The following is a 22436-nucleotide window of genomic DNA, read 5'->3' as shown; positions in this document are numbered from 1 at the left end:
TCGCGAGCAGGCTCGCTCCTACAAGGGCGGTGTGAGCTGCTTACTCTTCTTCTTTCTCTTTGACCGGTGCCGGTGGCGGCCGCAGGCCGACTTCCGCCATCAGCTTGAGTTCCTTGCCGTTGCGCATCACCTCGATCGCGACCTTGTCGGTGGGCTTGATCCGCGCCACCTGATTCATCGAGCGACGGCCATCACCGGCCGGTTCGCCATCGATGGCAAGAATCACATCGCCCAGTTGCAGGCCGGCCTTCTGTGCCGGACCGTCGCGGAAAATCCCCGCCACGACAATGCCCGGACGCCCGGACAAGCCGAACGATTCGGCCAGTTCCTGGGTCAGCGGCTGCACTTCGATACCCAGCCAGCCACGAATCACCTGGCCGTGCTCGATGATCGATTTCATCACTTCCATCGCCAGCTTCACCGGGATCGCGAAACCAATGCCCTGGGAACCGCCGGACTTGGAGAAAATCGCCGTGTTGATGCCGGTCAGGTTACCGATGGCATCCACCAGCGCACCGCCAGAGTTGCCGGGGTTGATCGCCGCATCGGTCTGGATGAAGTCTTCGTAGTTGTTCAGGCCCAGTTGGTTGCGACCGGTGGCGCTGATGATGCCCATGGTCACGGTCTGGCCGACGCCGAACGGGTTGCCGATGGCCAGCGCGACATCGCCGATGCGGATGTTGTCGGAACGCCCGACAGTGATCGACGGCAGGTTTTTCAGGTCGATTTTCAGCACCGCGAGGTCAGTCTCCGGGTCGCTGCCGATCACCCGCGCCAGGGTTTCCCGACCGTCCTTGAGCGCCACCACGATCTGGTCGGCGCCGCTGGTCACGTGGTTGTTGGTCAGGATGTAGCCTTCCGGGCTCATGATCACGCCGGAACCGAGGCTCGATTCCATGCGTTTCTGCTTGGGCGAGTTGTCGCCGAAGAAGCGACGAAATTGCGGATCTTCGAACAACGGATGGGTGGGTTTGTTGATGACTTTGGTGGTGTACAGGTTTACCACCGAAGGCGCAGCGGTGCTTACCGCTTCGGCATAAGACACCGGACCCTGCTGCATGCTGGTGGTTTGCGGCGCTTGTTGCAGATTGACGTCGAGGCTCGGGAGCCCGACCCACTGCGGGTAACGCTGGATTATCAAAAGAGCGACAAGCACGCCGGCCAACAGCGGCCAGCCGGAAAAACGCAGCGCCTTGAGCATTAAGCAGTTCCTGAGAGAGTTGCAGGCGGTATGAGACCGCTCATAATGACGCGCATTATACGAGGCCGCACGCGCCTCGGAACGGGATATTTAGGAGTCTTTCATGGCCGTCGCCCTGAGCACCCTCGTTGAAGAAGCCGACCGCTACCTCAACAGCGCCAAAATCGCCGATTACTGCCCCAACGGCCTGCAAGTCGAAGGTCGTCCGCAAGTGATGCGCATTGTCAGTGGCGTCACCGCCAGCCAGGCCTTGCTTGATGCTGCCGTGGAGGCCAATGCCGACCTGGTGCTGGTGCATCATGGCTACTTCTGGAAAGGCGAGAACCCGTGCATCACCGGCATGAAACAGCGCCGCTTGAAGACTCTGCTCAAGCACGATATCAGCCTGCTGTCCTATCATCTGCCGCTGGACCTGCACCCGGACGTCGGTAATAACGTGCAGCTCGCACGGCAGCTCGACATCACCGTCGAAGGCCCGCTGGACCCGGACAACCTGAAGATTGTCGGCCTGGTCGGCTCGCTGAATGAACCGATGATGCCACGGGATTTCGCTCGCCGCGTCCAGGAAGTGATGGGCCGTGAGCCGCTGTTGATCGAAGGCAGTGCCATGATCCGCCGTGTTGGCTGGTGCACCGGTGGTGGCCAGGGTTACATCGATCAGGCCATTCTGGCAGGCGTCGATCTGTACCTCAGCGGCGAGGCTTCCGAGCAAACCTTCCACAGCGCCCGGGAAAACGACATCAGCTTCATCGCCGCCGGTCACCATGCCACCGAGCGCTACGGCGTTCAGGCGCTGGGGGATTACCTGGCGCGGCGCTTTGCGCTGGAACACATTTTCATCGATTGCCCGAATCCGATCTGACGAATCGCCATCCCTGTAGGAGCGAGCCTGCTCGCGATGAACCTGAGAGCACCGCGGGGTGTCAGGCTTCCAGCGTTATCGTTAGCGACCATCGCGAGCAGGCTGCTCCTACAGAGGGCCGCATTCAACCCAAACGGGCAGGCATATTCATATGCTCTTTCGATCTAGTTGGCGTCCTGATTAGAAGAGGTCGCTGTGCTAGGATCCCCGCTCGAACACGGCCCGCTGGCCGTTCATAAGAAAGCTTTCGTGAGTAGCCATGGTCGATAAACTGACGCATCTGAAACAGCTGGAGGCGGAAAGCATCCACATCATCCGCGAGGTGGCCGCCGAGTTCGACAACCCGGTGATGCTGTACTCCGTCGGTAAAGACTCCGCCGTGATGCTGCACCTTGCGCGCAAGGCCTTCTTCCCGGGCAAACTGCCGTTCCCGGTGATGCACGTCGACACCCAGTGGAAGTTCAAGGAAATGTACGCGTTCCGCGACCGCATGGTCGAAGAACTCGGCCTCGACCTGCTGGTGCACGTCAACCCCGATGGCGTCGCGCAGGGCATCAACCCGCTGACCCACGGCAGTGCCAAGCACACCGATATCATGAAAACCGAAGGCCTCAAGCAGGCCCTCGACAAGTACGGTTTCGATGCTGCTTTCGGTGGTGCCCGTCGTGACGAAGAGAAGTCCCGTGCCAAAGAGCGCGTGTATTCCTTCCGCGATACCAAGCACCGCTGGGACCCGAAAAACCAGCGTCCCGAGTTGTGGAACGTGTACAACGGCAAGGTCAACAAGGGCGAATCGATCCGCGTGTTCCCGTTGTCGAACTGGACCGAGCTGGACATCTGGCAGTACATCTACCTCGAAGGCATCCCGATCGTGCCGCTGTATTTCGCCGCCGAGCGCGACGTTATCGAGATGAATGGTACCTGGATCATGATCGACGATGAACGCCTGCTCAATCACCTGAGCGATGAAGACAAGGCACGCATCGTCAAGAAGAAGGTCCGTTTCCGCACACTCGGCGACTACCCGTTGACCGGTGCGGTCGAGTCCGAGGCCATCAGCCTGACCGACATCATTCAGGAAATGCTCCTGACGCGAACTTCCGAACGCCAGGGCCGGGTCATCGATCACGATGGCGCAGGCTCGATGGAAGAAAAGAAACGTCAGGGTTATTTCTAAGGGGTTGTCATGTCGCACGCATCTGATTTGATCAGCGAGGACATCCTCGCCTATCTGGGCCAGCACGAACGCAAGGAAATGCTGCGCTTTCTTACCTGTGGCAACGTCGATGACGGCAAGAGCACCCTGATCGGGCGTCTGCTGCACGACTCCAAAATGATCTACGAAGATCACCTGGAAGCCATTACCCGCGACTCGAAAAAAGTCGGCACCACCGGTGATGATATCGACCTGGCGTTGCTGGTCGACGGCCTGCAGGCCGAGCGGGAACAGGGCATCACCATCGATGTCGCTTACCGCTACTTCTCCACCGCCAAGCGCAAATTCATCATCGCCGACACCCCCGGCCATGAGCAGTACACCCGCAACATGGCCACCGGTGCGTCCACCTGTGACCTGGCGATCATTCTGGTCGACGCCCGTTATGGCGTGCAGACCCAGACCCGTCGCCACAGCTTCATTGCCTCGTTGCTGGGCATCAAGCACATCGTGGTCGCCATCAACAAGATGGACCTCAACGGTTTCGACGAAAAAGTCTTCGACTCGATCAAGGCCGATTACCTGAAGTTCGCCGAAGGCATCGCCTTCAAGCCGACCACCATGGCCTTCGTGCCGATGTCGGCGCTCAAGGGCGACAACGTGGTGAACAAGTCCGAGCGCTCGCCGTGGTACACCGGTCAGTCGCTGATGGAAATTCTCGAAACCGTCGAGATCGCCAGCGACCGCAACTACACCGACCTGCGTTTCCCGGTGCAGTACGTCAACCGTCCGAACCTGAACTTCCGTGGTTTCGCCGGCACCCTGGCCAGTGGCGTCGTGCACAAGGGTGACGAAGTCGTGGTGCTGCCGTCGGGCAAGAGCAGTCGCGTGAAATCCATCGTCACCTTCGAAGGTGAGCTGGAGCATGCAGGTCCGGGTCAGGCCGTGACGCTGACCATGGAAGACGAGATCGACATCTCGCGCGGCGATTTGCTGGTACACGCCGACAACCTGCCGCAAGTGACTGACGGCTTCGAGGCCATGCTGGTGTGGATGGCCGAAGAGCCGATGCTGCCGGGCAAGAAATACGACATCAAGCGCGCCACGACGTACGTGCCGGGTTCGATCACCAGCATTGTCAACCGCGTTGACGTGAACACCCTGGAAGAAGGCCCTGCCAGTGCCTTGCAACTGAACGAGATCGGTCGGGTCAAGATCAGCCTCGATGCAGCCATCGCGCTGGACGGTTACGCGAGCAACCGCACCACCGGTTCGTTCATCGTCATCGATCGTTTGACCAATGGCACCGTCGCCGCCGGCATGATCATCGCTCAACCGGTGGCGCAGGGCAGCAGCACGCATCACGGCAAACTCGCACACGTCGCCACCGAAGAACGCGCCCAGCGCTTCGGCCAGCAACCGGCCACCGTGTTGTTCAGCGGCTTGTCGGGCGCGGGCAAAAGCACTCTGGCGTATGCGGTCGAGCGCAAGCTGTTCGACCTGGGTCGTGCGGTGTTCGTACTCGATGGCCAGAACCTGCGTCACGACCTGAACAAAGGTCTGCCACAGGATCGCGCCGGGCGTACCGAGAACTGGCGTCGTGCCGCACACGTCGCGCGTCAGTTCAACGAAGCCGGTCTGCTGACCCTGGCAGCGTTCGTTGCGCCGAGTGCCGAAGGTCGTGAACAGGCCCGGGAACTGATCGGCAAGGAGCGTCTGCTGACGGTCTACGTCCAGGCTTCGCCGACGGTCTGCGCCGAGCGTGATCCGCAAGGCCTGTACGCGGCGGCCGGGGATAACATCCCGGGCGAGTCGTTCCCGTACGACGTGCCGCTGGATGCCGACCTGGTGATCGACACCCAGTCCGTGTCGCTGGAAGAAGGCGTCAAGCAAGTGCTGGGTCTGCTGCGCGAGCGTGGGGCGATCTAAGCCTTAGCCGTAAATGAAAAGCCCGCAGACAAGTGATTGTCTGCGGGCTTTTTTGTGTCCTTGAAATGGCTATCGCGGGCAAGCCCGCTCCCACAGTTTTGAGGGTGTTCGCAAAATTTGTGAACGACGCGGTCCCTGTGGGAGCGGGCTTGCCCGCGAAGAGGCCGGTACAGGCACCTCAAGAATTCGCTGGATACTCACGATGCATCTGCGCAAGCAACGCATCCTTGTCCTGCCACATCTGATTGATCCAACCCTGGAATTGCAGGCGGTATTCACCGTCCTGGTCATAGTTCTTGCCGATGAACTGCGGCGCAATCTTCAGTTCTTCAAAGTGCACCACCACGTCCGCAACGTTCCCGCACAACAAGTCCCAGAAACCGGGCCGACCGGCCGGATAATGAATCGTCACGTTGACGATCGATTCAAGCTGCTCACCCATCGCATCCAGCACAAAGGCAATGCCACCAGCCTTGGGCTTGAGCAGGTACTTGAAGGGTGACTGCTGCTGGGCATGCTTGCCCTTGGTGAAGCGCGTGCCTTCGACGAAGTTGAAAATGCCCACCGGGTTGTCGCGGAATTTCGCACAGGTCTTGCGGGTGGTTTCCAGGTCCTTGCCTTTCTTTTCCGGATGCTTCTCCAGATAGGCCTTGGAGTAGCGTTTCATGAACGGAAAGCCCAGCGCCCACCAGGCCAGACCGATCACCGGAACCCAGATCAGCTCCTGCTTGAGAAAGAACTTCAGCGGTTGAATGCGCCGGTTGAGCACGTATTGCAGCACCAGGATGTCGACCCAGCTCTGGTGGTTGCTGGTGATCAGGTACGAGTGCTGATAGTCGAGGCCTTGTAGGCCGCTGATGTGCCAGCGGGTGCTACGGACCAGATTCATCCAGCCTTTGTTGATGCTGATCCAGGCTTCGTGGGTATGGCTCATCAGCCAGCCCGAGAGGCGCTGGGTGAAGGCGAACGGCAATACTTTGACGAGTGCCACGCAGAACAGGAACGAGCAGAGCAGAATCGTATTCAGTGCCAACAGCAGCGAGGCGATCACGCCTCGCAGCGGAGCAGGTAGAAAATCCAGCATTTACACATCCATAGGTCGGTTGGCTGCCTGGATCGCGGTCAACGCGATGGTGTAGACGATGTCGTCGACCTGCGCACCACGCGGCAAATCGTTCACCGGTTTGCGCAGGCCTTGCAGCATCGGCCCGAGGCTGACGCAGTCGGCGCTGCGCTGCACGGCTTTGTGCGTGGTGTTGCCGGTGTTCAGGTCGGGAAACACGAATACCGTGGCGCGACCGGCGACCCGGCTGTTCGGCGCCAGTTGCCGGGCGACGTCTTCGTTGGCGGCGGCGTCGTATTGCAACGGGCCGTCGATCAGCAGCGAATGCTGTTGCTCGTGGGCGAGCAGGGTGGCTTCGCGAACCTTTTCGACTTCCTCGCCCGTGGCCGACTCGCCGCTGGAATAACTGATCATCGCCACCCGAGGGGTGATGCCGAATGCAGCCGCCGAGTCGGCGCTTTGCAGGGCGATCTCGGCCAGTTCGGAGGCGCTTGGGTGCGGGTTCATCACGCAGTCGCCGTAGACCAGCACTTCTTCCGGAAACAGCATGAAGAACACCGACGACACCAGGGTGCAGCCCGGCGCCGTCTTGATCAGCTGCAGGGCCGGACGGATGGTGTTGGCGGTGGTGTTGATCACGCCCGAGACCAGTCCGTCGACTTCATCCAGGGCCAGCATCATGGTGCCGATCACCACGGTGTCTTCCAGTTGCTGCTCGGCCATCGGCGCGTTGAGGCTTTTAGTCTTACGCAAGGCGACCATCGGTTCGACATAACGCTCGCGGATCAGGTCCGGATCGAGAATCTCCAGCCCCGGCGGCAATACGATGCCTTGGGCGCGGGCCACGGCCTCGACGTCTTCAGGTTTGGCCAGCAACACGCAACGAGCGATCCCGCGTTCCTGACAGATCGCCGCCGCTTGCACAGTGAACGGTTCGCTGCCTTCAGGCAGGACGATGCGTTTGTTGGCAGCCTGGGCACGCTGGATCAATTGATAGCGGAACACCGCTGGCGACAGGCGCATTTCCCGGGGTGTACCGCAGCGCTGGTGCAGCCAGTTGGCGTCGAGATGACTGGCGACGAAGTCGGTGATGATTTCCGCTCGCTCGCGGTCGTCGATCGGGATTTCCTTGTTCAGGCCATTGAGCAGGTTAGCGGTGTCGTAGGAGCCGGTGCTCACCGACAACACCGGCAAACCGGCCTGTAATGCGCCACGGCACAGATCCATGATGCGCGGATCCGGCAGGGTGTCGCTGGTCAGCAGCAGGCCGGCCAGCGGCACGCCGTTGATCGCCGCGAGGCTGACGGCGAGGATGATGTCGTCGCGATCCCCCGGGGTCACCACCAGAACACCGGGCTTGAGCAACTCCACGGTATTGCGCATGGTGCGGGCGCAAATGATGATTTTGGTCATGCGCCGGGTTTCATAATCACCGGCGTTGAGCACTTGCGCACCCATCAGGTCGGCGACGTCGCGGGTGCGCGGCGCATTGAGTTCCGGCTGAAACGGAATGCAGCCGAGCAGACGGAATTCACCGCTGCGCAGCAAGGGCGAATGCTCTTTCAGACGCGCGGCGAAGGCGTCCATGCTCTCGTCAGTCTTGACCTTGTTGAGGATCACGCCGAGGACTTTCGGATCCTTCGGACCACCGAACAATTGCGCCTGCAATTCAACGCGGCCGGAGAGTTCGGCCAGCACTTCGTTTTCCGGAGCCGAAACCAGAATCACCTCGGCATCGAGGCTCTTGGCCAAATGCAGGTTGACCCGCGCGGCATAACTGGCGCTGCGGGTCGGCACCATGCCTTCAACCACCAGCACGTCTTTGCCGACGGCTGCTTGCTGGTACAAGGTGATGATTTCTTCGAGCAACTCATCAAGCTGGCCGTCGCCGAGCATCCGCTCGACGTGCGCCAGACCCAGCGGTTGTGGCGGTTTCAGACCATGCGTGCGCGCCACCAGCTCGGTGGAGCGCTCAGGGCCGGTGTCGCCCGGATGCGGCTGGGCAATCGGTTTGAAGAAGCCGACTTTCAGCCCGGCCCGTTCCAATGTGCGCACCAGCCCGAGGCTGATGGAGGTCAGACCCACACCAAAATCGGTGGGTGCGATAAAAAAAGTTTGCATGCGGATTCTCTGGAGGAGCATGGCAATGGTGTCAGCTTATATTTGGCCGACTACCGAAATTCAGTCGCCAAGGTTATCGCTAACCGAGCCTTGTGCGCACCAACCGCAGGCAAAGGGTTGGCCTATTTTTTCCTGGCGCTGCACAGGGTCCATGACCCAGGCGCGCGATTGCCAGGGTGGCTGGTGCCGCAGGTGTTGGGTGTGGCCGCAGGAAAGCTCGGCCACCCAATGGCCGTTCTCGTCCTGATGGAAGCCTGTGATCGTCGAATTCCGTCTGTCCGGGTTGTGTTCGCTTTCGGACGATTGCTTCGCTAAACTTGGTCCTTCAATCTTCTTATGCAAAAGGTCTCGCCCCATGCTGATCGCCGCCAATAAGGCTGTCTCCATCGACTATACCCTGACCAACGACGCTGGTGAGGTCATCGACAGCTCCGCCGGCGGCGCGCCGCTGGTCTACCTGCAAGGCGCAGGCAACATCATCCCTGGCCTGGAAAAGGCTCTGGAAGGCAAGGCTGTCGGCGACGAGCTGACCGTAGCCGTTGAACCGGAAGACGCTTACGGCGAATACGCTGCCGAACTGGTCAGCACCCTGAGCCGCAGCATGTTCGAAGGCGTCGATGAGCTGGAAGTGGGCATGCAGTTCCACGCTTCCGCTCCGGACGGCCAGATGCAGATCGTGACCATCCGTGATCTGGACGGCGACGACGTCACCGTTGACGGCAACCACCCGTTGGCCGGTCAGCGCCTGAATTTCCAGGTCAAGATCGTTGCCATTCGTGACGCCAGCCAGGAAGAAATCGCTCATGGCCACGTCCATGGCGAAGGTGGCCATCACCACTGATTTCTGCGCTAAGCTCAGATAGCTGGAGAGGCGCCCCGAGGGCGCCTTTTTAGTCTGCGGCTGTCCCTGATGACACCGCCAAGTGGCTGTTTCGAAAAGAACACGGGAATCTGGAGTACGCCATGAGTGCTTTTCACGACCTTAAATTGACAGCCCTGGATGGACAGGAGCTACCTCTGGCGCCTTTCAAAGGCCAAGTCGTGCTGGTGGTCAACGTCGCCTCCAAATGCGGCTTGACCCCGCAGTACGCGGCGCTGGAAAACCTCTACCAGCAATACAAGGCCAAAGGCTTCAGCGTGTTGGGCTTGCCGTGCAACCAGTTTGCCGGGCAGGAACCGGGGACCGAGCGGGAGATCAAGGATTTTTGCAGCCTCAACTATGGCGTGACCTTTCCGTTGTCCAGCAAGCTGGAAGTCAACGGGCATGATCGTCATCAGTTGTACCGCTTGCTGGCGGGCGAGGGCGCGGAATTTCCCGGCGATATCACCTGGAATTTCGAGAAGTTCCTGCTGGGCAAGGATGGTCGCGTGCTGGCGCGGTTCTCGCCGCGTACGGCGCCGGATGATCCGACCATTGTTCACGCGATTGAAAAAGCGCTGAGCTGATATCTCCCCCTGTAGGAGCGAGCCTTGCTCGCGATGGTCGTCAACGATAACGCTACAAGCCTGATACGGCGCGGCGTTCTCCAGTCCATCGCGAGCAAGCTCGCTCCTACAGTAATTCGTACCTTTTAGCTCTTAATCACCAAAATCAATAATGCTGTTCAAGGCGTCGGACTCTCCATATTATCGCCGTCATAAAATCATCCTTCCGTGGAGCGTCCCATGCCCGTCAAAGCCCTGTTCAAACCGTTCCACCTCGGCACCCTCGAACTGCCGACCCGCGTCGTCATGGCGCCGATGACCCGCTCCTTTTCCCCGGGCGGCGTGCCTGATTCCAAAGTGATCGAATACTACCGTCGCCGCGCCGCTGCGGGCGTCGGCCTGATCATCACTGAAGGCACCACCGTCGGTCACAAGGCGTCCAACGGATACCCGAACGTTCCGCATTTCTACGGTGAAACGGCCCTGGCCGGCTGGAAGAAGGTCGTCGATGCCGTTCACGCCGAAGGCGGCAAGATCGTTCCGCAGCTGTGGCATGTGGGCAGCGTGCGCCGTATCGGCACCGAGCCGGACGCCAGCGTGCCGGGTTATGGCCCGTCGGAAAAAATCAAGGAAGGTCAGGTCGTGGTGCACGGCATGGCCAAACAGGACATCCAGGACGTGATCGCCGCGTTCGCCCAGGCCGCCAAGGATGCCCAGAGCATCGGCATGGACGGCGTGGAAATCCACGGTGCCCACGGTTACCTGATCGACCAGTTCTTCTGGGAAGGCAGCAACCAGCGTACCGACGAGTACGGCGGTAATCTGGCCAACCGTTCGCGCTTCGCCATTGAGTTGATTCAGGCCGTGCGTGCTGCGGTCGGTGAAGGTTTTCCGATCATCTTCCGTTTCTCCCAGTGGAAGCAGCAGGACTACACCGCACGTCTGGTGCAAACCCCGGAAGCCTTGGGCGAGTTCCTCAAGCCGCTGGCGGATGCGGGCGTGGATATTTTCCACTGCTCGACCCGCCGCTTCTGGGAGCCGGAGTTCGACGGTTCCGAGCTGAACCTTGCCGGCTGGACCCGCCAACTCACCGGCAAGCCGACCATCACTGTGGGCAGCGTCGGCCTGGATGGCGAGTTCCTGCAATTCATGGTCAACACCGACAAGGTCGCACAACCGGCCAGTCTGGAAAAACTGCTGGAGCGCCTGAACAACGATGAGTTCGACCTGGTGGCGGTGGGTCGTGCCTTGCTGGTGGACCCGGACTGGGCACAGAAAGTGCGCGATGGCCGTGAGGAAGACATTCTGCCGTTCAGCCGTGAGGCGTTGATGACGCTGGTTTAAGCGGCGTCTGGACTGACGCTATCGCGAGCAAGCTCGCTCCCACAGGTTCTGTGGCGATCACAAATCATGTGTAAACCAAGAACCCTGTGGGAGCGGGCTTCAAATCACCGAAGATTCAGGGAACAGTCGGTGCATTCGGCACCACCATCTCCCCGGCACAAGCCCCGCGCAACTGTCCCTCGAACTGCTCGATGATCGTCGCCCAACCCTGGCGACTGGCATGCTGGCGCGCATTGAGCCGCACATTGCGCAAGGCTTCCCTGTCCTCCAGCAGCCATGCCGCTGCATCGCAGAACGCTTCTTCATCTCCCGGCATCGCCAGCACGCCGTTGTAGCCATGACGAATATGCTGGGCGGCTGCCGCCTTGTCGTAGGCCACCACGCCGAGCCCCGAGGCAAGTGCTTCAAGCACTACATTGCCAAAGGTTTCGGTCAGGCTCGGAAACAGAAACACATCGCCCGAAGCGTAGTGACACGCCAGGGCTTCACCCCGTTGGGTGCCACAGAAAATCGCTTCGGGCATTTCGTTTTCCAGTTCCTGGCGCTGCGGGCCGTCGCCGACCACGATCAGTTTCAGGATGCGCTGGGGATAACTCGCCTTGAGGGTATTGAAGGTGCGCTTGAGCAGGCCGAGGTTTTTTTCCGGGGCCAGGCGTCCGACATGAATGACGGCGATGTCTGCCTCGGCCAGTCCCCATTGCTCACGCAGGGCATTTAACCGTTTGGCCGGGTGAAACAATTCGCTGTCGACGCCTCGGGACAGCAACGCCAGTCGTTCGAAATGACGTCGCTCCAGTTCCATGCGCTGGCTGACGCTGGGCACCAGGGTCATGGTCGAACGGTTGTGGAACCAGCGCAGGTAGTGAGTCAGCAGGCGCGTAAGCAAACCCAGCCCGTACTGGTTGGAGTACTGCTGGAAATTGGTGTGGAAACCGCTGACCACGGAAATCCCCAGTCGCCGTGCCGCACGCAACGCAGAGAGGCCCAGCGGCCCTTCGGTCGCGATGTAGAGCACATCCGGGCGATGACGCGTCCAGCGCCGCAGCAGTTTGTGCATCGACGACTGACCCCATTGCAGGCCGGGATAGCCCGGTAGCGGCCAGCCGCGGCACAGCAGCAGTTCATCGTCGCTGCCCAACTGCTGGTCGCAGCCCTGACGCGGTCGTACCAGTTCCACCTGATGCCCGCGTGCGCGCAAACCGTCGCACAAGCGACCCAGGGTATTGGCCACGCCGTTGATTTCCGGAGGGAAGGTTTCGGTGATCAGGGTGATATGCAGAGCTGTCGTCATGACCCCAGTGTCGACCGGGGCCATGTCGTCAGTGTGACGTCGGGATGATGGATTTGTGACTGCGGTACCGGCGCTGATGGCTCAGCGCTGCGTCACCAGGTTTTCCGCGCCACGCTCACGCACCCAGAACAGCGTTGCCCCGGCCACGGCGGCCGGCATCATCAGGATGTTGACCACCGGGATCAGCAACACCAGGTACACGCTGCCGCCGAAGCTCATGCTCTGCCAGCGCTTCTGCCGCAGCCAGGCGAGCATTTCGTTCCAGCCCAGCTTGTGGTTGTCCGCCGGGTAGTCGATGTACTGGATCGCCATCATCCACACCCCGAATAGCAGCCACAGCGGCGCGGCGATGATGTTCACCACCGGGATGAACGAGAGGATGAACAGCCCGATTGCCCGGGGCAGAAAGTAGCCGAGCTTGCGCATTTCCCGGGCCAGGGTGCGCGGGATCATCGCAATCAGTTCGCCCCAGCTGAAGGCCGGGAAGTCGTCGGTGCCGCGCACCACCACCTCGACTTTCTCCGCCAGGAAGCCGTTGAATGGCGCGGCAATGACGTTGGCGAGCATGGTGAAGGTGAAGAACACCATCAGCACGACGAGCACCACGAACAGCGGCCAGAGGATGTAGCTGAGAAAACTCAGCCAGTCGGGCAGGGACGGCATCAAGGTGTCGACCCACAGGCTGAATTGATGGCCGGCCAGGTAGATCAATCCGACGAACAGCACCAGGTTGATCGCCAGCGGCAACAACACAAACAAACGCAGGCTGGGGCTCAGCACCAGCTTGAGGCCTTCGCGCAGGTATTGCGGGCCGGACAGAACAGGGGCGGGCATAAGAGGCTCCGGGCAGAGGGAAAACGCGCCGACCTTACCGGCTTTGCTTCACGTGCGAAAGCGCGGCAGTGGTATCGACATTCACTGTAACAAAGACGTCGATATCGTCGGCCAGATGGCATAGAGACCACCTATGAGCTGGATTGTTAATCCGTATTTCCTTAATCTTCGCCCCCTCGATACGCTGCACCCAATCTTTTTACAGGACGGTCGGGTTCAAGCCTTCCCCAAGTGCTTTCAACCGTTCTTTTTTATTCCAGCCGGCAATCCGGCGTTCCGCGCCAGGTGTTCCGGGCCGGTCAACAGGAGCAGGTCATGTCTGAAGTCCGTCATTCGCGAGTGATTATTCTCGGTTCCGGCCCTGCCGGTTACAGCGCCGCGGTCTATGCCGCCCGTGCCAACCTCAAGCCACTGCTGATCACCGGCATGCAGGCCGGCGGTCAACTGACCACCACCACCGAAGTCGACAACTGGCCGGGCGACGTCCACGGCCTGACCGGCCCGGCGCTGATGGAGCGGATGCGCGAGCACGCCGAGCGTTTCGAAACCGAGATCGTGTTCGATCACATCAATGCCGTGGACTTCGCTGCCAAGCCGTACACCCTGACCGGCGACAGCGCGACTTACACCTGCGACGCCCTGATCATCGCCACCGGCGCCAGCGCTCGTTACCTGGGCCTGCCGTCCGAAGAAACCTTCATGGGCAAAGGCGTTTCGGCCTGCGCGACCTGCGACGGTTTCTTCTACCGCAACAAACCTGTGGCTGTGGTCGGCGGCGGCAACACTGCTGTTGAAGAGGCTCTGTACCTGGCCAACATCGCCAGCAAGGTGACCCTGATCCACCGTCGCGAAACTTTCCGCGCCGAGAAGATCCTGATCGACAAGCTCAACGCCCGTGTTGCCGAAGGCAAGATCGAGCTGAAGCTGAACGCAACCCTGGACGAAGTGCTGGGCGACAACATGGGCGTGACTGGTGCCCGCCTGAAGAATAACGACGGCAGCTTCGACGAAGTGAAAGTCGACGGCGTGTTCATCGCCATCGGCCACACCCCGAACACTTCGTTGTTCGAAGGCCAGTTGACCCTGAAGGACGGCTACCTGGTTGTGCAGGGCGGCCGTGACGGCAACGCCACTGCCACCAACCTCGAAGGTATCTTCGCCGCCGGTGACGTGGCTGACCACGTGTACCGCCAGGCCATCACCTCCGCTGGCGCCGGTTGCATGGCGGCACTGGATGCCGAGCGTTACCTCGACGATCTGCAGAACGCTTGATTCTGCTTTCGTTGAATGAAAAACCGGCTTCGGCCGGTTTTTTTGTGCCCGCAAATATTGCACCAGCCCTGTGGGAGCGAGCTTGCTCGCGATTGCGGTCTATCCGTTGATATCAATTTTGAATGTTCTATCGCCATCGTCGGAACGCCGCCCGGAGCAAGCTCGCTCCCACAGGTGCCGTGTTGGCTTTGCTCTCAGGTCAGTTTTGCAAGGCAGGCTTCAAGGATATCCAGGCCTTTCTCCAGCACCGCAGCTTCGATAGTCAACGGCGCCAGCAAGCGAATGATGTGCCGCGATTTTCCGCTGGGCATCAGCAGCAAACCTGCATCCCGCGCCAAGGCCAGCAATTGGGTCAATTGTGCCGGTGCGGGCGAGCCATCGGCGTTGATCAACTCGATGCCGCGCATGGCGCCGACGCCGGTCAGGCGTCCCAGGTACGGCGTCAGCTTGTTCGCGCGCCAGGTTGCATGGCGGCCGACAATCGCTTCTTCCTGTTGTGTACCCCAGGCATGCAGGTTGGCATCGGTCATTTCGTCCAAAGTTGCCAGTGCTGCTGCGCAGGCGATGGGGTTGCCGGAGTAAGTGCCACCGAGTCCGCCCTTGGGCAGGTTATCCAGCAGCGACTTGCGCCCGACCACCGCACCCAGCGGCACACCGCCGGCGATGCTTTTACCGAGCAGGATCAGGTCCGGCTCTATGCCCAGCCGCGAGAACGCGAAGCGCTGGCCGGTTCGGCCGAAACCAGACTGGATTTCATCGGCAATCAGCACAATGCCCTTGTCGTCGCAGAACTTGCGCAGCGCCTGGGCGAACTCGACCTCCATGGCCAGGAAGCCCGCTTCGCCCTGCACCGGTTCGACGATAAAACAGGCGACGTCTTCGACATCGATCTCGACGCTGAACAGGCGCTCCATGGCTTTGAGGGCCTCGGCACAGGTGACGCCGTTGTCCTGGCTGGGGAAGGGCAGGTGAAATACCGGCCCCGGCAGCACGCCGACTTTCTGTTTGTAGGGCGCGACTTTGCCGTTGAGGTTGAGGGTGGCCAGTGTGCGGCCGTGGAAAGCGCCGTCGAAGGCGATGACCGCGCTGCGGCCGGTGGCGCCACGGACAATCTTCAGTGCGTTTTCCGCTGCTTCCGCGCCGCTGTTGGTGAGCATGCCGCTGACCGGGTAACTCACCGGCATGAACGCGCTGAGGCGATCCATCAGTTCGAGGTAAGGCACATGGGGCGCTGCATTGAACGCGTAATGGGTCAGTCGGGTGGCTTGTTCGCGGATGGCTTCGACGATACGCGGATGGCAATGGCCGAGGTTCAACACGCCGATGCCGCCGACAAAGTCGATGTAGCGTTTGCCGTCGGTGTCCCAGACCTCGGCGTTTTTGCCGTGGCTGAGCGTGACAGGGTGAACGATGTTGATCGACTGGCTGATGGTTTCGCTGCGCATGGATGACCGGCTCGAAAGAAGGAGGACTTCTTTTTATCTAAGCCGTGAGCGGTGCTACGGGGCAAACGAAATAAAGTTGCCGGGTCAATCTTAAAAGTCGGGATGTGTTTCTGATCAGTTCCGCGCCGTGAACGCAGAACCTGTAGGAGCGAGCCTGCTCGCGATGGTGGTGAACGATTACGCGTAAACCAGAGGCCCAGCAGTGCTCTTGAGTTTTTCGCGAGCAGTCGAGCGTCGACCGGCTGCTCCTACAATTTAAATCAACGGCGGGTCAGTGGCGGCTGAGCGAACTTCACACCCGCCAGGCCATGGGCAATCAACGCACGGATGTTGCCGTGATCGCTGCCTTCAGGCGTGGCAACAACCGAGCGGTAATGCTCGCCGAAAGCCAGCAGCGCTTCTTCATMGCTCAAGCCTTCCAGCAGCGCCAGACCCAGGGTCTTGCACGAGCCTTCGTTCTGCCCGGCCGCGTTTTCCACGCCACCATTGTTGAAAGCCTGAGGCTGGTAGTCGTAACCGGCGGCAATGAACGCCAGAGTATCGGCGAAGGCGTGTTCGCCGCTGTTGAGGCTGGCGCGCAGGGTGTTCAAATCACTCATTGGGTTTTCCTTTGGCGAACGCCGCCTGTTGTTCGGCGTTGGCTTCTTGCTGAAATTGGGCTTTCCACTCGGCGTACGGCATGCCGTAAACCACTTCACGGGCTTCATCGAGGCTGACCTCGATCTGGCGTTCGTCAGCCGCCGCCTTGTACCACTTGGACAGGCAGTTGCGGCAGAAGCCCGAGAGGTTCATCAGATCGATGTTCTGCACATCCTTGCGGCTGTCCAGATGGGCCACCAGCCGGCGAAAGGCGGCGGCTTCGAGTTCCAGGCGTTGTTGATCGGTCATGGCGGTCTCTGCGAGACAGCTTCAAGCGGCACGCTTGAAGCTGCAAGTTGGATGGCGGTGGCTGCAAGTCTACAGCTTGGTGCTTGTAGCTTGAAGCTAGCGGCTCGCTGCCAGCGTAATCGACACCGACTCGGCAAATCGCAGCGCGTGGGGCTTGTCGACCTCGACCTCGGCGTAGAGCACCGATGCGTTGGCCATCACCAGGTCGAGAATTTCCTGGGTCAGGCGTTCGAGCAGCGCAAAGCGGTTGCCTTCCACATGGGCGATGATCGCCTTGGTAATGGTCCGGTAGTTCAACGCGTGATCGATGTCGTTGTCCCGTACCGCTTCCTGGGCTGCGTACAGAATGGTGAGGTTGATCAGCACATCCTGCTTGTTGAGGATTTCATCCTCGTTGATGCCGATGAAGGTACGCAGGCACAGGTCTTTGACCCGGATGCGTGCCATGCCTGGCTGAAGTTGTGGCATTGCTACTTGCTCCGTCCAATCAGTTGCAGGAACTCCTGGCGGGTGTTGCTCGACTCGCGGAAGGCRCCGAGCATCACCGAGGTGTTCATGGTCGAATTCTGTTTCTCGACGCCGCGCATCATCATGCACATGTGCTGCGCTTCGATGACCACCGCGACACCGGCCGCACCGGTTACTTGTTGCACCGCCTCGGCGATTTGCCGGGTGAGGTTTTCCTGGATCTGCAGGCGCCGGGCGAACATGTCCACCAGTCGCGCAATCTTCGACAGGCCCAACACCTTGCCGGTCGGAATATAAGCCACATGCGCCTTGCCGATGAAGGGCAGGATGTGGTGTTCGCAAAGCGAGTACAGCTCGATGTTGTCGACGATGACCATTTCATCGTTGTCGGAGGCGAACAGCGCGCCATTGACGATCTCTTCGACACTTTGCTCGTAGCCATGGCAAAGGTACTGCATGGCTTTGGCTGCGCGCATCGGCGTATCGAGCAAACCTTCGCGGTCGGGGTTTTCACCGAGGCCGATGAGGATCTCTCGATAGCTCTGGGATAAGGCGTTCTGGGGCAGTGATAACGTCATGGAAAATCCTCGCGGGACACTTATTTGATGTGCCGTCCGCCGTTGACGGTCAGGGTGGTGCCGGTGACATAAGGGTTGTCGAGCAGATAGCGCAGGCTCTGGTAGATCACTTCGCAGCCGGGTTCGATGCCCAGCGCGGACTTGGCCAGCACCTTGGCGCGGTAGGCCGCGTCGTCTTCAGGGTTGAACAGTAGCAGGGCCGGGGCGATCCCGTTGACCTTGATGGCCGGCGCGTACCTGGCGGCGAAGGACAGGGTCAGGCTGTCGAGCCCGGCTTTGCTGGCGCAATAGCCGATGTGCTTGCTGCTGCCCTTGCGGGTCACGTCATCGCTGATGTGCACGATGTCGGCGGGGCTTGAGCGTTGCAGCAGGTCGGCGCAATGCAGGTTGATCAGGTAAGGCGCCAGCATGTGCACACTGAACATGCGGGTGAATGCCGCGGCGTCGGTGTCCGGCGTTTCGGCCAGCCATTCGGAGGCGTTGTGGACAATCGCCCGCAAACAGTCGGTGTGGGTTTTCAGTTCGCTGATGAAGGCGAGGATCCCGGCCTCGCTGGCGAAGTCCGCGAACACCGCGGTGGCCCCCAGATCGCGCAGGGCTTGTACGCCGGGACGCTCGCTGCGGTAGCTGAAAATCACGCGCTGGCCATCTTCCAGCAGTCGCCGGGCGCAATGCAGGCCGACACGCTGGCCTGCGCCGGTAATGAGGATAGGGGCTGCGGAAGAAGTCATGAACGGCTCGCGTCGCGGTGAGAACAAAACTATACCAGCGACGGGAGCGCTCTACCTATTGTGGGGAATATCAGTGGTTTTGGGTGGAGGGGGCTGCGGGCAAGCGGCGTACGGGCGTGCTGTTCAGCCAATTGGCCAGCAAACGGGTCGACAGTGGAATGAAGAAATACACCATCAACGGCGTCAGGCACAGGGTGCTGACGAGCACGCGGGGCAGCAGCGCCATCTCACTCAGCAGCGACCCCAACGCAAAGTTGAACAGCAGGGAAACCGGAAAGAACGCCAACCAGATTGCCACGGCCTGTTTCCAGCGCGGCGGGCGTTGACCGACGGCACCGAACCAGCCCTCGATGCCGCTGACCCGATGTTCCGTCGGGTGGGCGAACAACTCGCTGCCGCGTCCGAGCCAGGCGCTGCGCGAAGCGGAATGCTCCCAGGCATGCAGGGTCTGCTCGTTGGCGAAGCGGAAGATAATCTGGAATTCGTCATCACCGGGCGGCGGTGCGAGTACGCCTGAGCCAAGGTAGCCAGGAAAGTCAGTGGCCAGTTGTTCGCCTTCGCGCAGCCAGGCGATCAGGTCTTGATAACGTCCATTGGCAACGCGGCGCGCAACCATCAGCGTGACGGGAGGGGTAGACATTGTGCATCTCCGTAAGACATTTGCGTCGCTCCGGATAGGAACTTCGCCAGGCGCAGCGCCGGGGTAGTGGGCTGCGGCTTGAAACAAGCAAGGATTATTCCTCATTCTGCCGGCTTCGTCTTTGAGCGGTTTTTTTCGATTATGAACTTGAATCGTTGTGGGGCAGAGTAGTTAAAATGGGATCCCATCTGCACATGGACGTACAATCCCAGATGCCTGTCCTTACTGACGTAGCTTCAGGTGTACCGCGGGCTGTCTCCCTTGAACAGGAACAGCTCTATCCGATTCGCGAGGTAGCGCGCCTGACAGGCGTCAATCCGGTCACGCTTCGAGCCTGGGAGCGACGTTATGGCCTGATTGTTCCAATGCGCACCGAAAGTGGGCATCGCCTGTATTCGCTGACCGATATCGAGCGGGTTCGCAGTATCCTCGGCTGGGTCGAGCGCGGTGTAGCCGTCAGCAAGATCGGCAGGATCCTGGCCAAAACCCAGCCGTTCCAGGCGTTGTCGCACATTATCCCCAACAACCTCGTGGAAGCCGATTATGCACAGTGGCAGCAGCAGGTTCTTGCTGCGGTCAACGGGTTTGATGACATTCGGCTGGAGCAGGTCTACGGGCAAATCTTTACCAGTTACGCCCTGCCGGTGGTGTTCCAGGACATTCTGATGCCCGTCTGGAAGCAACTTTTGCAACGCCAGGGTCAATTCGGCGGCACCAGCGAGTAGCTGTTCCTGGATGGTTTTCTGCGTTCCCGGGTGGTGCAGCGTCTGTTGTTGCGGCGCGACAAACAGCCGCGTCGAGTGGTCATCTGTGCGCCGGTTGGCCATTGCCGCGAGCTGGAACTGTTGGTCGCCGCCCTGTTCCTGAGTGCAGGGCAAATTGCCGTTCGCGTGCTGAACATTGGCCAGCCGTTCGATGAGCTGGCCGTGATGTGCGAAAGGGGCAAGCCCTTGGCGCTGGTGCTGTTCTCCAATCATGCTCCGGTTCCCGAGTTGCCGCGGCGCTTGAATCGCCTGGCCATGAGTCTGGAGTGCCGATTGTTGCTGGCCGGTGATGCTTCTGATCTGGCACAGGAGAGCCTGGCCGGGACTTCGGTCGGATGCCTGGGCAATGAAGGGGAGGTCATGAGCCAGCGTCTGAAGCAGTTCCTGGCGGGTAGTCTGGATACTTGAGGTTCAGAGATGCAGCGCGGGATGAGTCAACCGATGCTGTTGCAGGATGAACTGGCGCAGGCGCTCGGTTTCGTCCGTATCGCTCTGGCTCAGTTGATAGGCATAGAAGCCTTGTTCGTTTTCTTTCTCGAAAGTGCCACGCAAGGCAATCCGCTCATAGCCTGACGGGCTGAACCACAAGGCGAAATGCTTCGGCGGCTTGGTCTTGTTGCGAACCTCCAGCAAAACTCCTTTGCACGATACTTCGTGCACCCACAGGGTGCCGGTTTGACCCTTGGCGTTTTCCAGTGCTACCGGTTCGTCCAGTACCAGGCGCCAAGGCCGGACCATCGGTCCGTCTTCATRGATGCTCGGCACGCCGAGGCGCAGGTGCAGCGCATGGAACTCGTCTTCCACCAGGTGCAGGGGGAAGGTCATTTGCTGGTTTTCGAAGCTGGCTTGAATGGTGACCTGCTCATKGGCCGCCAGGCGGGTGAGCAGGTCACGAATTTGCGATCCCCCGTTGACGAGCAGGCTCGACGTCGCGTCCCGCACATTGAGTTGCGGGTTGTGTTGCATGCTCTGGATGAAATCCAGCTCATCCTGGGTCAGGAGTGCGTCGCGTTGCATGGCCAGCTCGAAAGAAATAGTTACAAAGTCAGCGGTGATTMTAGTTACTGACCATTAATTCTGGATTTCGTTTTTGCCGTTCGTCGCCTTGAGCGCCGTCAGTTCGGCCTGGAGTTCAGCCAACTGTGCTTCAAGCTGTGTCACGCGTTGTTGTGTCTTGACCTGCGCGGTGACATCTTTCTGCACGCCGACAAAGTAGGTTTGCCCGTCCGCTGGATTTTTCACCGTTGAAAGGGACAGCTCGTTCCAGAACGGTGTGCCGTCCTTGCGGTAGTTGCGCAGTATTTCCCGGCAGGATCCTTCACGGTTCAAGGCGTCGCGAATCAACGGCAGGGCTTCCTGGTCGCGGTCTCCCGACTGCAGGAAGCGGCAATCCTGATAGAGGATTTCTTCGCTGGAGTACCCCGTCAGCCGTTCGAACGCGGGGTTGACGTAAATGAGGATTTTGTCCTGATCGCCTTCCTTTTCGGCAATCACGATACCGTCGTTGGAGGTGTTGATCGCCATTTGCAGCAGTTGTGCATTAATCATCGGGGTATCCTTTCCTGATTGATTGTCGATTGCATTCTAAAAGAACAATCACGACCGTGCTGTTAATATCCGGGTCTTTTACTCGGATTCAGGATCAGATTGATGAAAGTCGCCATCATTTCCGGCTCGGTGTACGGCACGGCCGAAGAAGTTGCCCGCCACGCCGCCAGCCTGTTGAAAGCCGCCGGTTTCGAAACTTTTCACAACCCGCGTGCGACCCTCGCCGAAATCCAGGCGTATGGCCCCGAAGCCTTTCTGGTAGTGACATCGACCACCGGCATGGGCGAGCTGCCGGACAACCTGCAACCGCTGTATTCGACCATTCGCGACCAATTGCCAGCGGCCTGGCGCGGTTTGCCGGGTGCGGTGATCGGGTTGGGTGATGCGAGTTATGGCGATACTTTTTGTGGCGGCGGCGAGCAGATGCGCGAATTGTTCGGTGAACTGGGCATTCGCGAAGTACTGCCGATGCTACGCCTGGATGCAAGTGAAAGCGTGACCCCCGAGACGGATGCCGAGCCTTGGCTGGCGGACCTGATCAACGCACTGCGCACCTGATCGTTGCCCCGGCATCCATGCCAGTCAGGGTTCTGACAGTACGGTAAAAAAACTGCCTGTCCGACCCTCGCTGGCGCCGGTCGTTTGACATGGATCCAGGGTGGCCGGGCGACTGACTCGCAGGGCCACCAAGCTGGCTGCGAATGCAAGTACACGAACCTTAACGGGTGACTAGACTCGGTAAACATAGGAAACACTCCATCATAAAAACACCGAGGTTCCTTGCCGTGACTGTTGATCCCGTCCAATCACCTCACAGTGTCAAACACCAGGTCAGTGCTGCCGAGTGGCAGACCCGCGTCGACCTGGCGGCCTGTT

General features: G+C 60.0%; 23 protein-coding genes and 2 pseudogenes. 10 read left to right on the top strand and 15 right to left on the bottom strand.

The features are described 5' to 3' along the window. Nucleotides 1–40: 40 nt before the first annotated feature. Entirely contained in the window at nt 41–1201 is a 1161-nt protein-coding gene (gene algW / locus ACXRVY_RS04870; protein WP_223463409.1) for a Do family serine endopeptidase AlgW, read from the bottom strand. 103 nt (nt 1202–1304) lie between these two features. Between algW and ACXRVY_RS04865 the strand changes: the two genes are divergently transcribed. The 3 genes from ACXRVY_RS04865 to cysN all read left to right on the top strand — a co-directional run bounded on the left by ACXRVY_RS04865 (nt 1305) and on the right by cysN (nt 5148). Beyond that, nucleotides 1305–2063, top strand: coding sequence for a Nif3-like dinuclear metal center hexameric protein (locus ACXRVY_RS04865; RefSeq protein ID WP_008046198.1), 759 nt, complete (start codon nt 1305–1307; stop codon nt 2061–2063). Nucleotides 2064–2322: 259 nt separating this feature from the next. Next, the gene (gene cysD, locus ACXRVY_RS04860) at nt 2323–3240 is read left to right on the top strand and encodes a sulfate adenylyltransferase subunit CysD (RefSeq protein ID WP_223463408.1); all 918 of its coding nucleotides are present in this window, start codon (nt 2323–2325) and stop codon (nt 3238–3240) included. A gap of 9 nt (nt 3241–3249) precedes the next feature. Next, nucleotides 3250–5148 carry a sulfate adenylyltransferase subunit CysN gene (cysN, locus tag ACXRVY_RS04855; protein ID WP_223463407.1) on the top strand — a complete coding sequence of 633 codons (1899 nt, stop codon included), beginning with the start codon at nt 3250–3252 and terminating at the stop codon, nt 5146–5148. Between the two features lie 178 nt (nt 5149–5326). Here cysN and ACXRVY_RS04850 read toward each other — a convergent pair whose 3' ends face one another. Genes ACXRVY_RS04850 through ACXRVY_RS04840 form a run of 3 tightly spaced genes read right to left on the bottom strand, consistent with a single transcriptional unit; the run spans nt 5327 to nt 8719 of the window. Beyond that, a complete protein-coding gene (locus tag ACXRVY_RS04850) occupies nt 5327–6232 on the bottom strand; it encodes an acyltransferase (protein ID WP_223463406.1) in 906 nt (301 codons plus the stop codon). After that, on the bottom strand, nt 6233–8332 hold the full coding sequence (pta, locus tag ACXRVY_RS04845) for a phosphate acetyltransferase (RefSeq protein ID WP_223463405.1): 2100 nt from the start codon (nt 8330–8332) through the stop codon (nt 6233–6235). A 60-nt stretch (nt 8333–8392) separates the two neighbouring features. Then, nucleotides 8393–8719, bottom strand: a complete 327-nt coding sequence (locus ACXRVY_RS04840) for a DUF3565 domain-containing protein (protein WP_223463404.1) — start codon at nt 8717–8719, stop codon at nt 8393–8395. Here ACXRVY_RS04840 and ACXRVY_RS04835 point away from each other — a divergent pair. The 3 genes from ACXRVY_RS04835 to ACXRVY_RS04825 all read left to right on the top strand — a co-directional run bounded on the left by ACXRVY_RS04835 (nt 8688) and on the right by ACXRVY_RS04825 (nt 11101). Next, nucleotides 8688–9173 carry an FKBP-type peptidyl-prolyl cis-trans isomerase gene (locus ACXRVY_RS04835; protein WP_007942189.1) on the top strand — a complete coding sequence of 162 codons (486 nt, stop codon included), beginning with the start codon at nt 8688–8690 and terminating at the stop codon, nt 9171–9173. The two genes, ACXRVY_RS04840 and ACXRVY_RS04835, sit on opposite strands and share 32 nt — an antisense overlap. Before the next feature lie 122 nt (nt 9174–9295). Beyond that, nucleotides 9296–9778 carry a glutathione peroxidase gene (locus tag ACXRVY_RS04830; RefSeq protein ID WP_223463403.1) on the top strand — a complete coding sequence of 161 codons (483 nt, stop codon included), beginning with the start codon at nt 9296–9298 and terminating at the stop codon, nt 9776–9778. A 219-nt stretch (nt 9779–9997) separates the two neighbouring features. After that, complete coding sequence (locus ACXRVY_RS04825; RefSeq protein WP_223463402.1) at nt 9998–11101, top strand: NADH:flavin oxidoreductase; 1104 nt, start codon at nt 9998–10000, stop codon at nt 11099–11101. A 115-nt stretch (nt 11102–11216) separates the two neighbouring features. Here the strand turns inward: ACXRVY_RS04825 and ACXRVY_RS04820 are convergent, their stop codons facing one another. Together ACXRVY_RS04820 and cysZ are read right to left on the bottom strand one after the other, a co-directional pair. Beyond that, nucleotides 11217–12416 (bottom strand): glycosyltransferase family 4 protein, encoded by a 1200-nt coding sequence (locus ACXRVY_RS04820; RefSeq protein ID WP_223463401.1) that lies wholly within the window; start codon nt 12414–12416, stop codon nt 11217–11219. Between the two features lie 57 nt (nt 12417–12473). Continuing rightward, entirely contained in the window at nt 12474–13226 is a 753-nt protein-coding gene (gene cysZ / locus ACXRVY_RS04815; protein WP_103394183.1) for a sulfate transporter CysZ, read from the bottom strand. 315 nt (nt 13227–13541) lie between these two features. On the opposite strand from cysZ, the gene trxB reads away from it, so the two are divergent. Beyond that, on the top strand, nt 13542–14498 hold the full coding sequence (trxB, locus tag ACXRVY_RS04810; RefSeq protein ID WP_218429324.1) for a thioredoxin-disulfide reductase: 957 nt from the start codon (nt 13542–13544) through the stop codon (nt 14496–14498). A gap of 194 nt (nt 14499–14692) precedes the next feature. On the opposite strand, the gene ACXRVY_RS04805 is transcribed toward trxB, so the two are convergent. From ACXRVY_RS04805 to ACXRVY_RS04775, 7 genes are all read right to left on the bottom strand, one after another. Continuing rightward, nucleotides 14693–15943: a 2-aminoadipate transaminase gene (locus ACXRVY_RS04805; protein ID WP_223463400.1), complete on the bottom strand. Its 1251-nt coding sequence runs from the start codon at nt 15941–15943 to the stop codon at nt 14693–14695. Between the two features lie 260 nt (nt 15944–16203). Beyond that, entirely contained in the window at nt 16204–16542 is a 339-nt protein-coding gene (locus tag ACXRVY_RS04800) for a HopJ type III effector protein (RefSeq protein ID WP_458237071.1), read from the bottom strand. Continuing rightward, the gene (locus ACXRVY_RS04795; RefSeq protein ID WP_218429330.1) at nt 16535–16831 is read right to left on the bottom strand and encodes a DUF1244 domain-containing protein; all 297 of its coding nucleotides are present in this window, start codon (nt 16829–16831) and stop codon (nt 16535–16537) included. The genes ACXRVY_RS04800 and ACXRVY_RS04795 overlap by 8 nt, the downstream gene beginning before the upstream one ends. 96 nt (nt 16832–16927) lie before the next feature. Then, nucleotides 16928–17299, bottom strand: a complete 372-nt coding sequence (gene folX / locus ACXRVY_RS04790) for a dihydroneopterin triphosphate 2'-epimerase (RefSeq protein ID WP_007970304.1) — start codon at nt 17297–17299, stop codon at nt 16928–16930. A 2-nt stretch (nt 17300–17301) separates the two neighbouring features. Further along, nucleotides 17302–17877: a GTP cyclohydrolase I FolE gene (gene folE / locus ACXRVY_RS04785; RefSeq protein ID WP_223463398.1), complete on the bottom strand. Its 576-nt coding sequence runs from the start codon at nt 17875–17877 to the stop codon at nt 17302–17304. 20 nt (nt 17878–17897) lie between these two features. Next, on the bottom strand, nt 17898–18608 hold the full coding sequence (folM, locus tag ACXRVY_RS04780; protein ID WP_223463397.1) for a dihydromonapterin reductase: 711 nt from the start codon (nt 18606–18608) through the stop codon (nt 17898–17900). 70 nt (nt 18609–18678) lie between these two features. Further along, complete coding sequence (locus ACXRVY_RS04775; protein ID WP_223463396.1) at nt 18679–19248, bottom strand: antibiotic biosynthesis monooxygenase; 570 nt, start codon at nt 19246–19248, stop codon at nt 18679–18681. 212 nt (nt 19249–19460) lie between these two features. On the opposite strand from ACXRVY_RS04775, the pseudogene ACXRVY_RS04770 reads away from it, so the two are divergent. Then, a pseudogene (locus ACXRVY_RS04770) lies at nt 19461–20420 on the top strand (MerR family transcriptional regulator). 3 nt (nt 20421–20423) lie between these two features. On the opposite strand, the gene ACXRVY_RS04765 reads toward ACXRVY_RS04770, so the two are convergent. Together ACXRVY_RS04765 and ACXRVY_RS04760 are read right to left on the bottom strand one after the other, a co-directional pair. Continuing rightward, a complete protein-coding gene (locus tag ACXRVY_RS04765; RefSeq protein ID WP_458237070.1) occupies nt 20424–21029 on the bottom strand; it encodes a hypothetical protein in 606 nt (201 codons plus the stop codon). Nucleotides 21030–21083: 54 nt separating this feature from the next. Beyond that, the gene (locus tag ACXRVY_RS04760; RefSeq protein ID WP_223463394.1) at nt 21084–21560 is read right to left on the bottom strand and encodes a PAS domain S-box protein; all 477 of its coding nucleotides are present in this window, start codon (nt 21558–21560) and stop codon (nt 21084–21086) included. A gap of 102 nt (nt 21561–21662) precedes the next feature. On the opposite strand from ACXRVY_RS04760, the gene ACXRVY_RS04755 reads away from it, so the two are divergent. Further along, nucleotides 21663–22118, top strand: coding sequence for a flavodoxin (locus ACXRVY_RS04755; protein WP_223463393.1), 456 nt, complete (start codon nt 21663–21665; stop codon nt 22116–22118). Nucleotides 22119–22345: 227 nt separating this feature from the next. Continuing rightward, nucleotides 22346–22436: pseudogene (locus tag ACXRVY_RS04750) on the top strand (class II aldolase); the annotation flags it as partial.

Source organism: Pseudomonas sp. P5_A2_2, from assembly GCF_054177685.1.
This window is presented reverse-complemented; position numbering and strand designations above follow the sequence as displayed.

What these genes read in the sequence shown, in the direction of transcription:
- algW (WP_223463409.1), bottom strand. Translation starts at nt 1,201, where the DNA reads ATGCTCAAGGCGCTGCGTTTTTCCGGCTGGCCGCTGTTGGCCGGCGTG.
- ACXRVY_RS04865 (WP_008046198.1), top strand. Translation starts at nt 1,305, where the DNA reads ATGGCCGTCGCCCTGAGCACCCTCGTTGAAGAAGCCGACCGCTACCTC.
- cysD (WP_223463408.1), top strand. Translation starts at nt 2,323, where the DNA reads ATGGTCGATAAACTGACGCATCTGAAACAGCTGGAGGCGGAAAGCATC.
- cysN (WP_223463407.1), top strand. Translation starts at nt 3,250, where the DNA reads ATGTCGCACGCATCTGATTTGATCAGCGAGGACATCCTCGCCTATCTG.
- ACXRVY_RS04850 (WP_223463406.1), bottom strand. Translation starts at nt 6,232, where the DNA reads ATGCTGGATTTTCTACCTGCTCCGCTGCGAGGCGTGATCGCCTCGCTG.
- pta (WP_223463405.1), bottom strand. Translation starts at nt 8,332, where the DNA reads ATGCAAACTTTTTTTATCGCACCCACCGATTTTGGTGTGGGTCTGACC.
- ACXRVY_RS04835 (WP_007942189.1), top strand. Translation starts at nt 8,688, where the DNA reads ATGCTGATCGCCGCCAATAAGGCTGTCTCCATCGACTATACCCTGACC.
- ACXRVY_RS04840 (WP_223463404.1), bottom strand. Translation starts at nt 8,719, where the DNA reads ATGGAGACAGCCTTATTGGCGGCGATCAGCATGGGGCGAGACCTTTTG.
- ACXRVY_RS04830 (WP_223463403.1), top strand. Translation starts at nt 9,296, where the DNA reads ATGAGTGCTTTTCACGACCTTAAATTGACAGCCCTGGATGGACAGGAG.
- ACXRVY_RS04825 (WP_223463402.1), top strand. Translation starts at nt 9,998, where the DNA reads ATGCCCGTCAAAGCCCTGTTCAAACCGTTCCACCTCGGCACCCTCGAA.
- ACXRVY_RS04820 (WP_223463401.1), bottom strand. Translation starts at nt 12,416, where the DNA reads ATGGCCCCGGTCGACACTGGGGTCATGACGACAGCTCTGCATATCACC.
- cysZ (WP_103394183.1), bottom strand. Translation starts at nt 13,226, where the DNA reads ATGCCCGCCCCTGTTCTGTCCGGCCCGCAATACCTGCGCGAAGGCCTC.
- trxB (WP_218429324.1), top strand. Translation starts at nt 13,542, where the DNA reads ATGTCTGAAGTCCGTCATTCGCGAGTGATTATTCTCGGTTCCGGCCCT.
- ACXRVY_RS04805 (WP_223463400.1), bottom strand. Translation starts at nt 15,943, where the DNA reads ATGCGCAGCGAAACCATCAGCCAGTCGATCAACATCGTTCACCCTGTC.
- ACXRVY_RS04795 (WP_218429330.1), bottom strand. Translation starts at nt 16,831, where the DNA reads ATGACCGATCAACAACGCCTGGAACTCGAAGCCGCCGCCTTTCGCCGG.
- folX (WP_007970304.1), bottom strand. Translation starts at nt 17,299, where the DNA reads ATGCCACAACTTCAGCCAGGCATGGCACGCATCCGGGTCAAAGACCTG.
- folM (WP_223463397.1), bottom strand. Translation starts at nt 18,608, where the DNA reads ATGACTTCTTCCGCAGCCCCTATCCTCATTACCGGCGCAGGCCAGCGT.
- ACXRVY_RS04775 (WP_223463396.1), bottom strand. Translation starts at nt 19,248, where the DNA reads ATGTCTACCCCTCCCGTCACGCTGATGGTTGCGCGCCGCGTTGCCAAT.
- ACXRVY_RS04760 (WP_223463394.1), bottom strand. Translation starts at nt 21,560, where the DNA reads ATGATTAATGCACAACTGCTGCAAATGGCGATCAACACCTCCAACGAC.
- ACXRVY_RS04755 (WP_223463393.1), top strand. Translation starts at nt 21,663, where the DNA reads ATGAAAGTCGCCATCATTTCCGGCTCGGTGTACGGCACGGCCGAAGAA.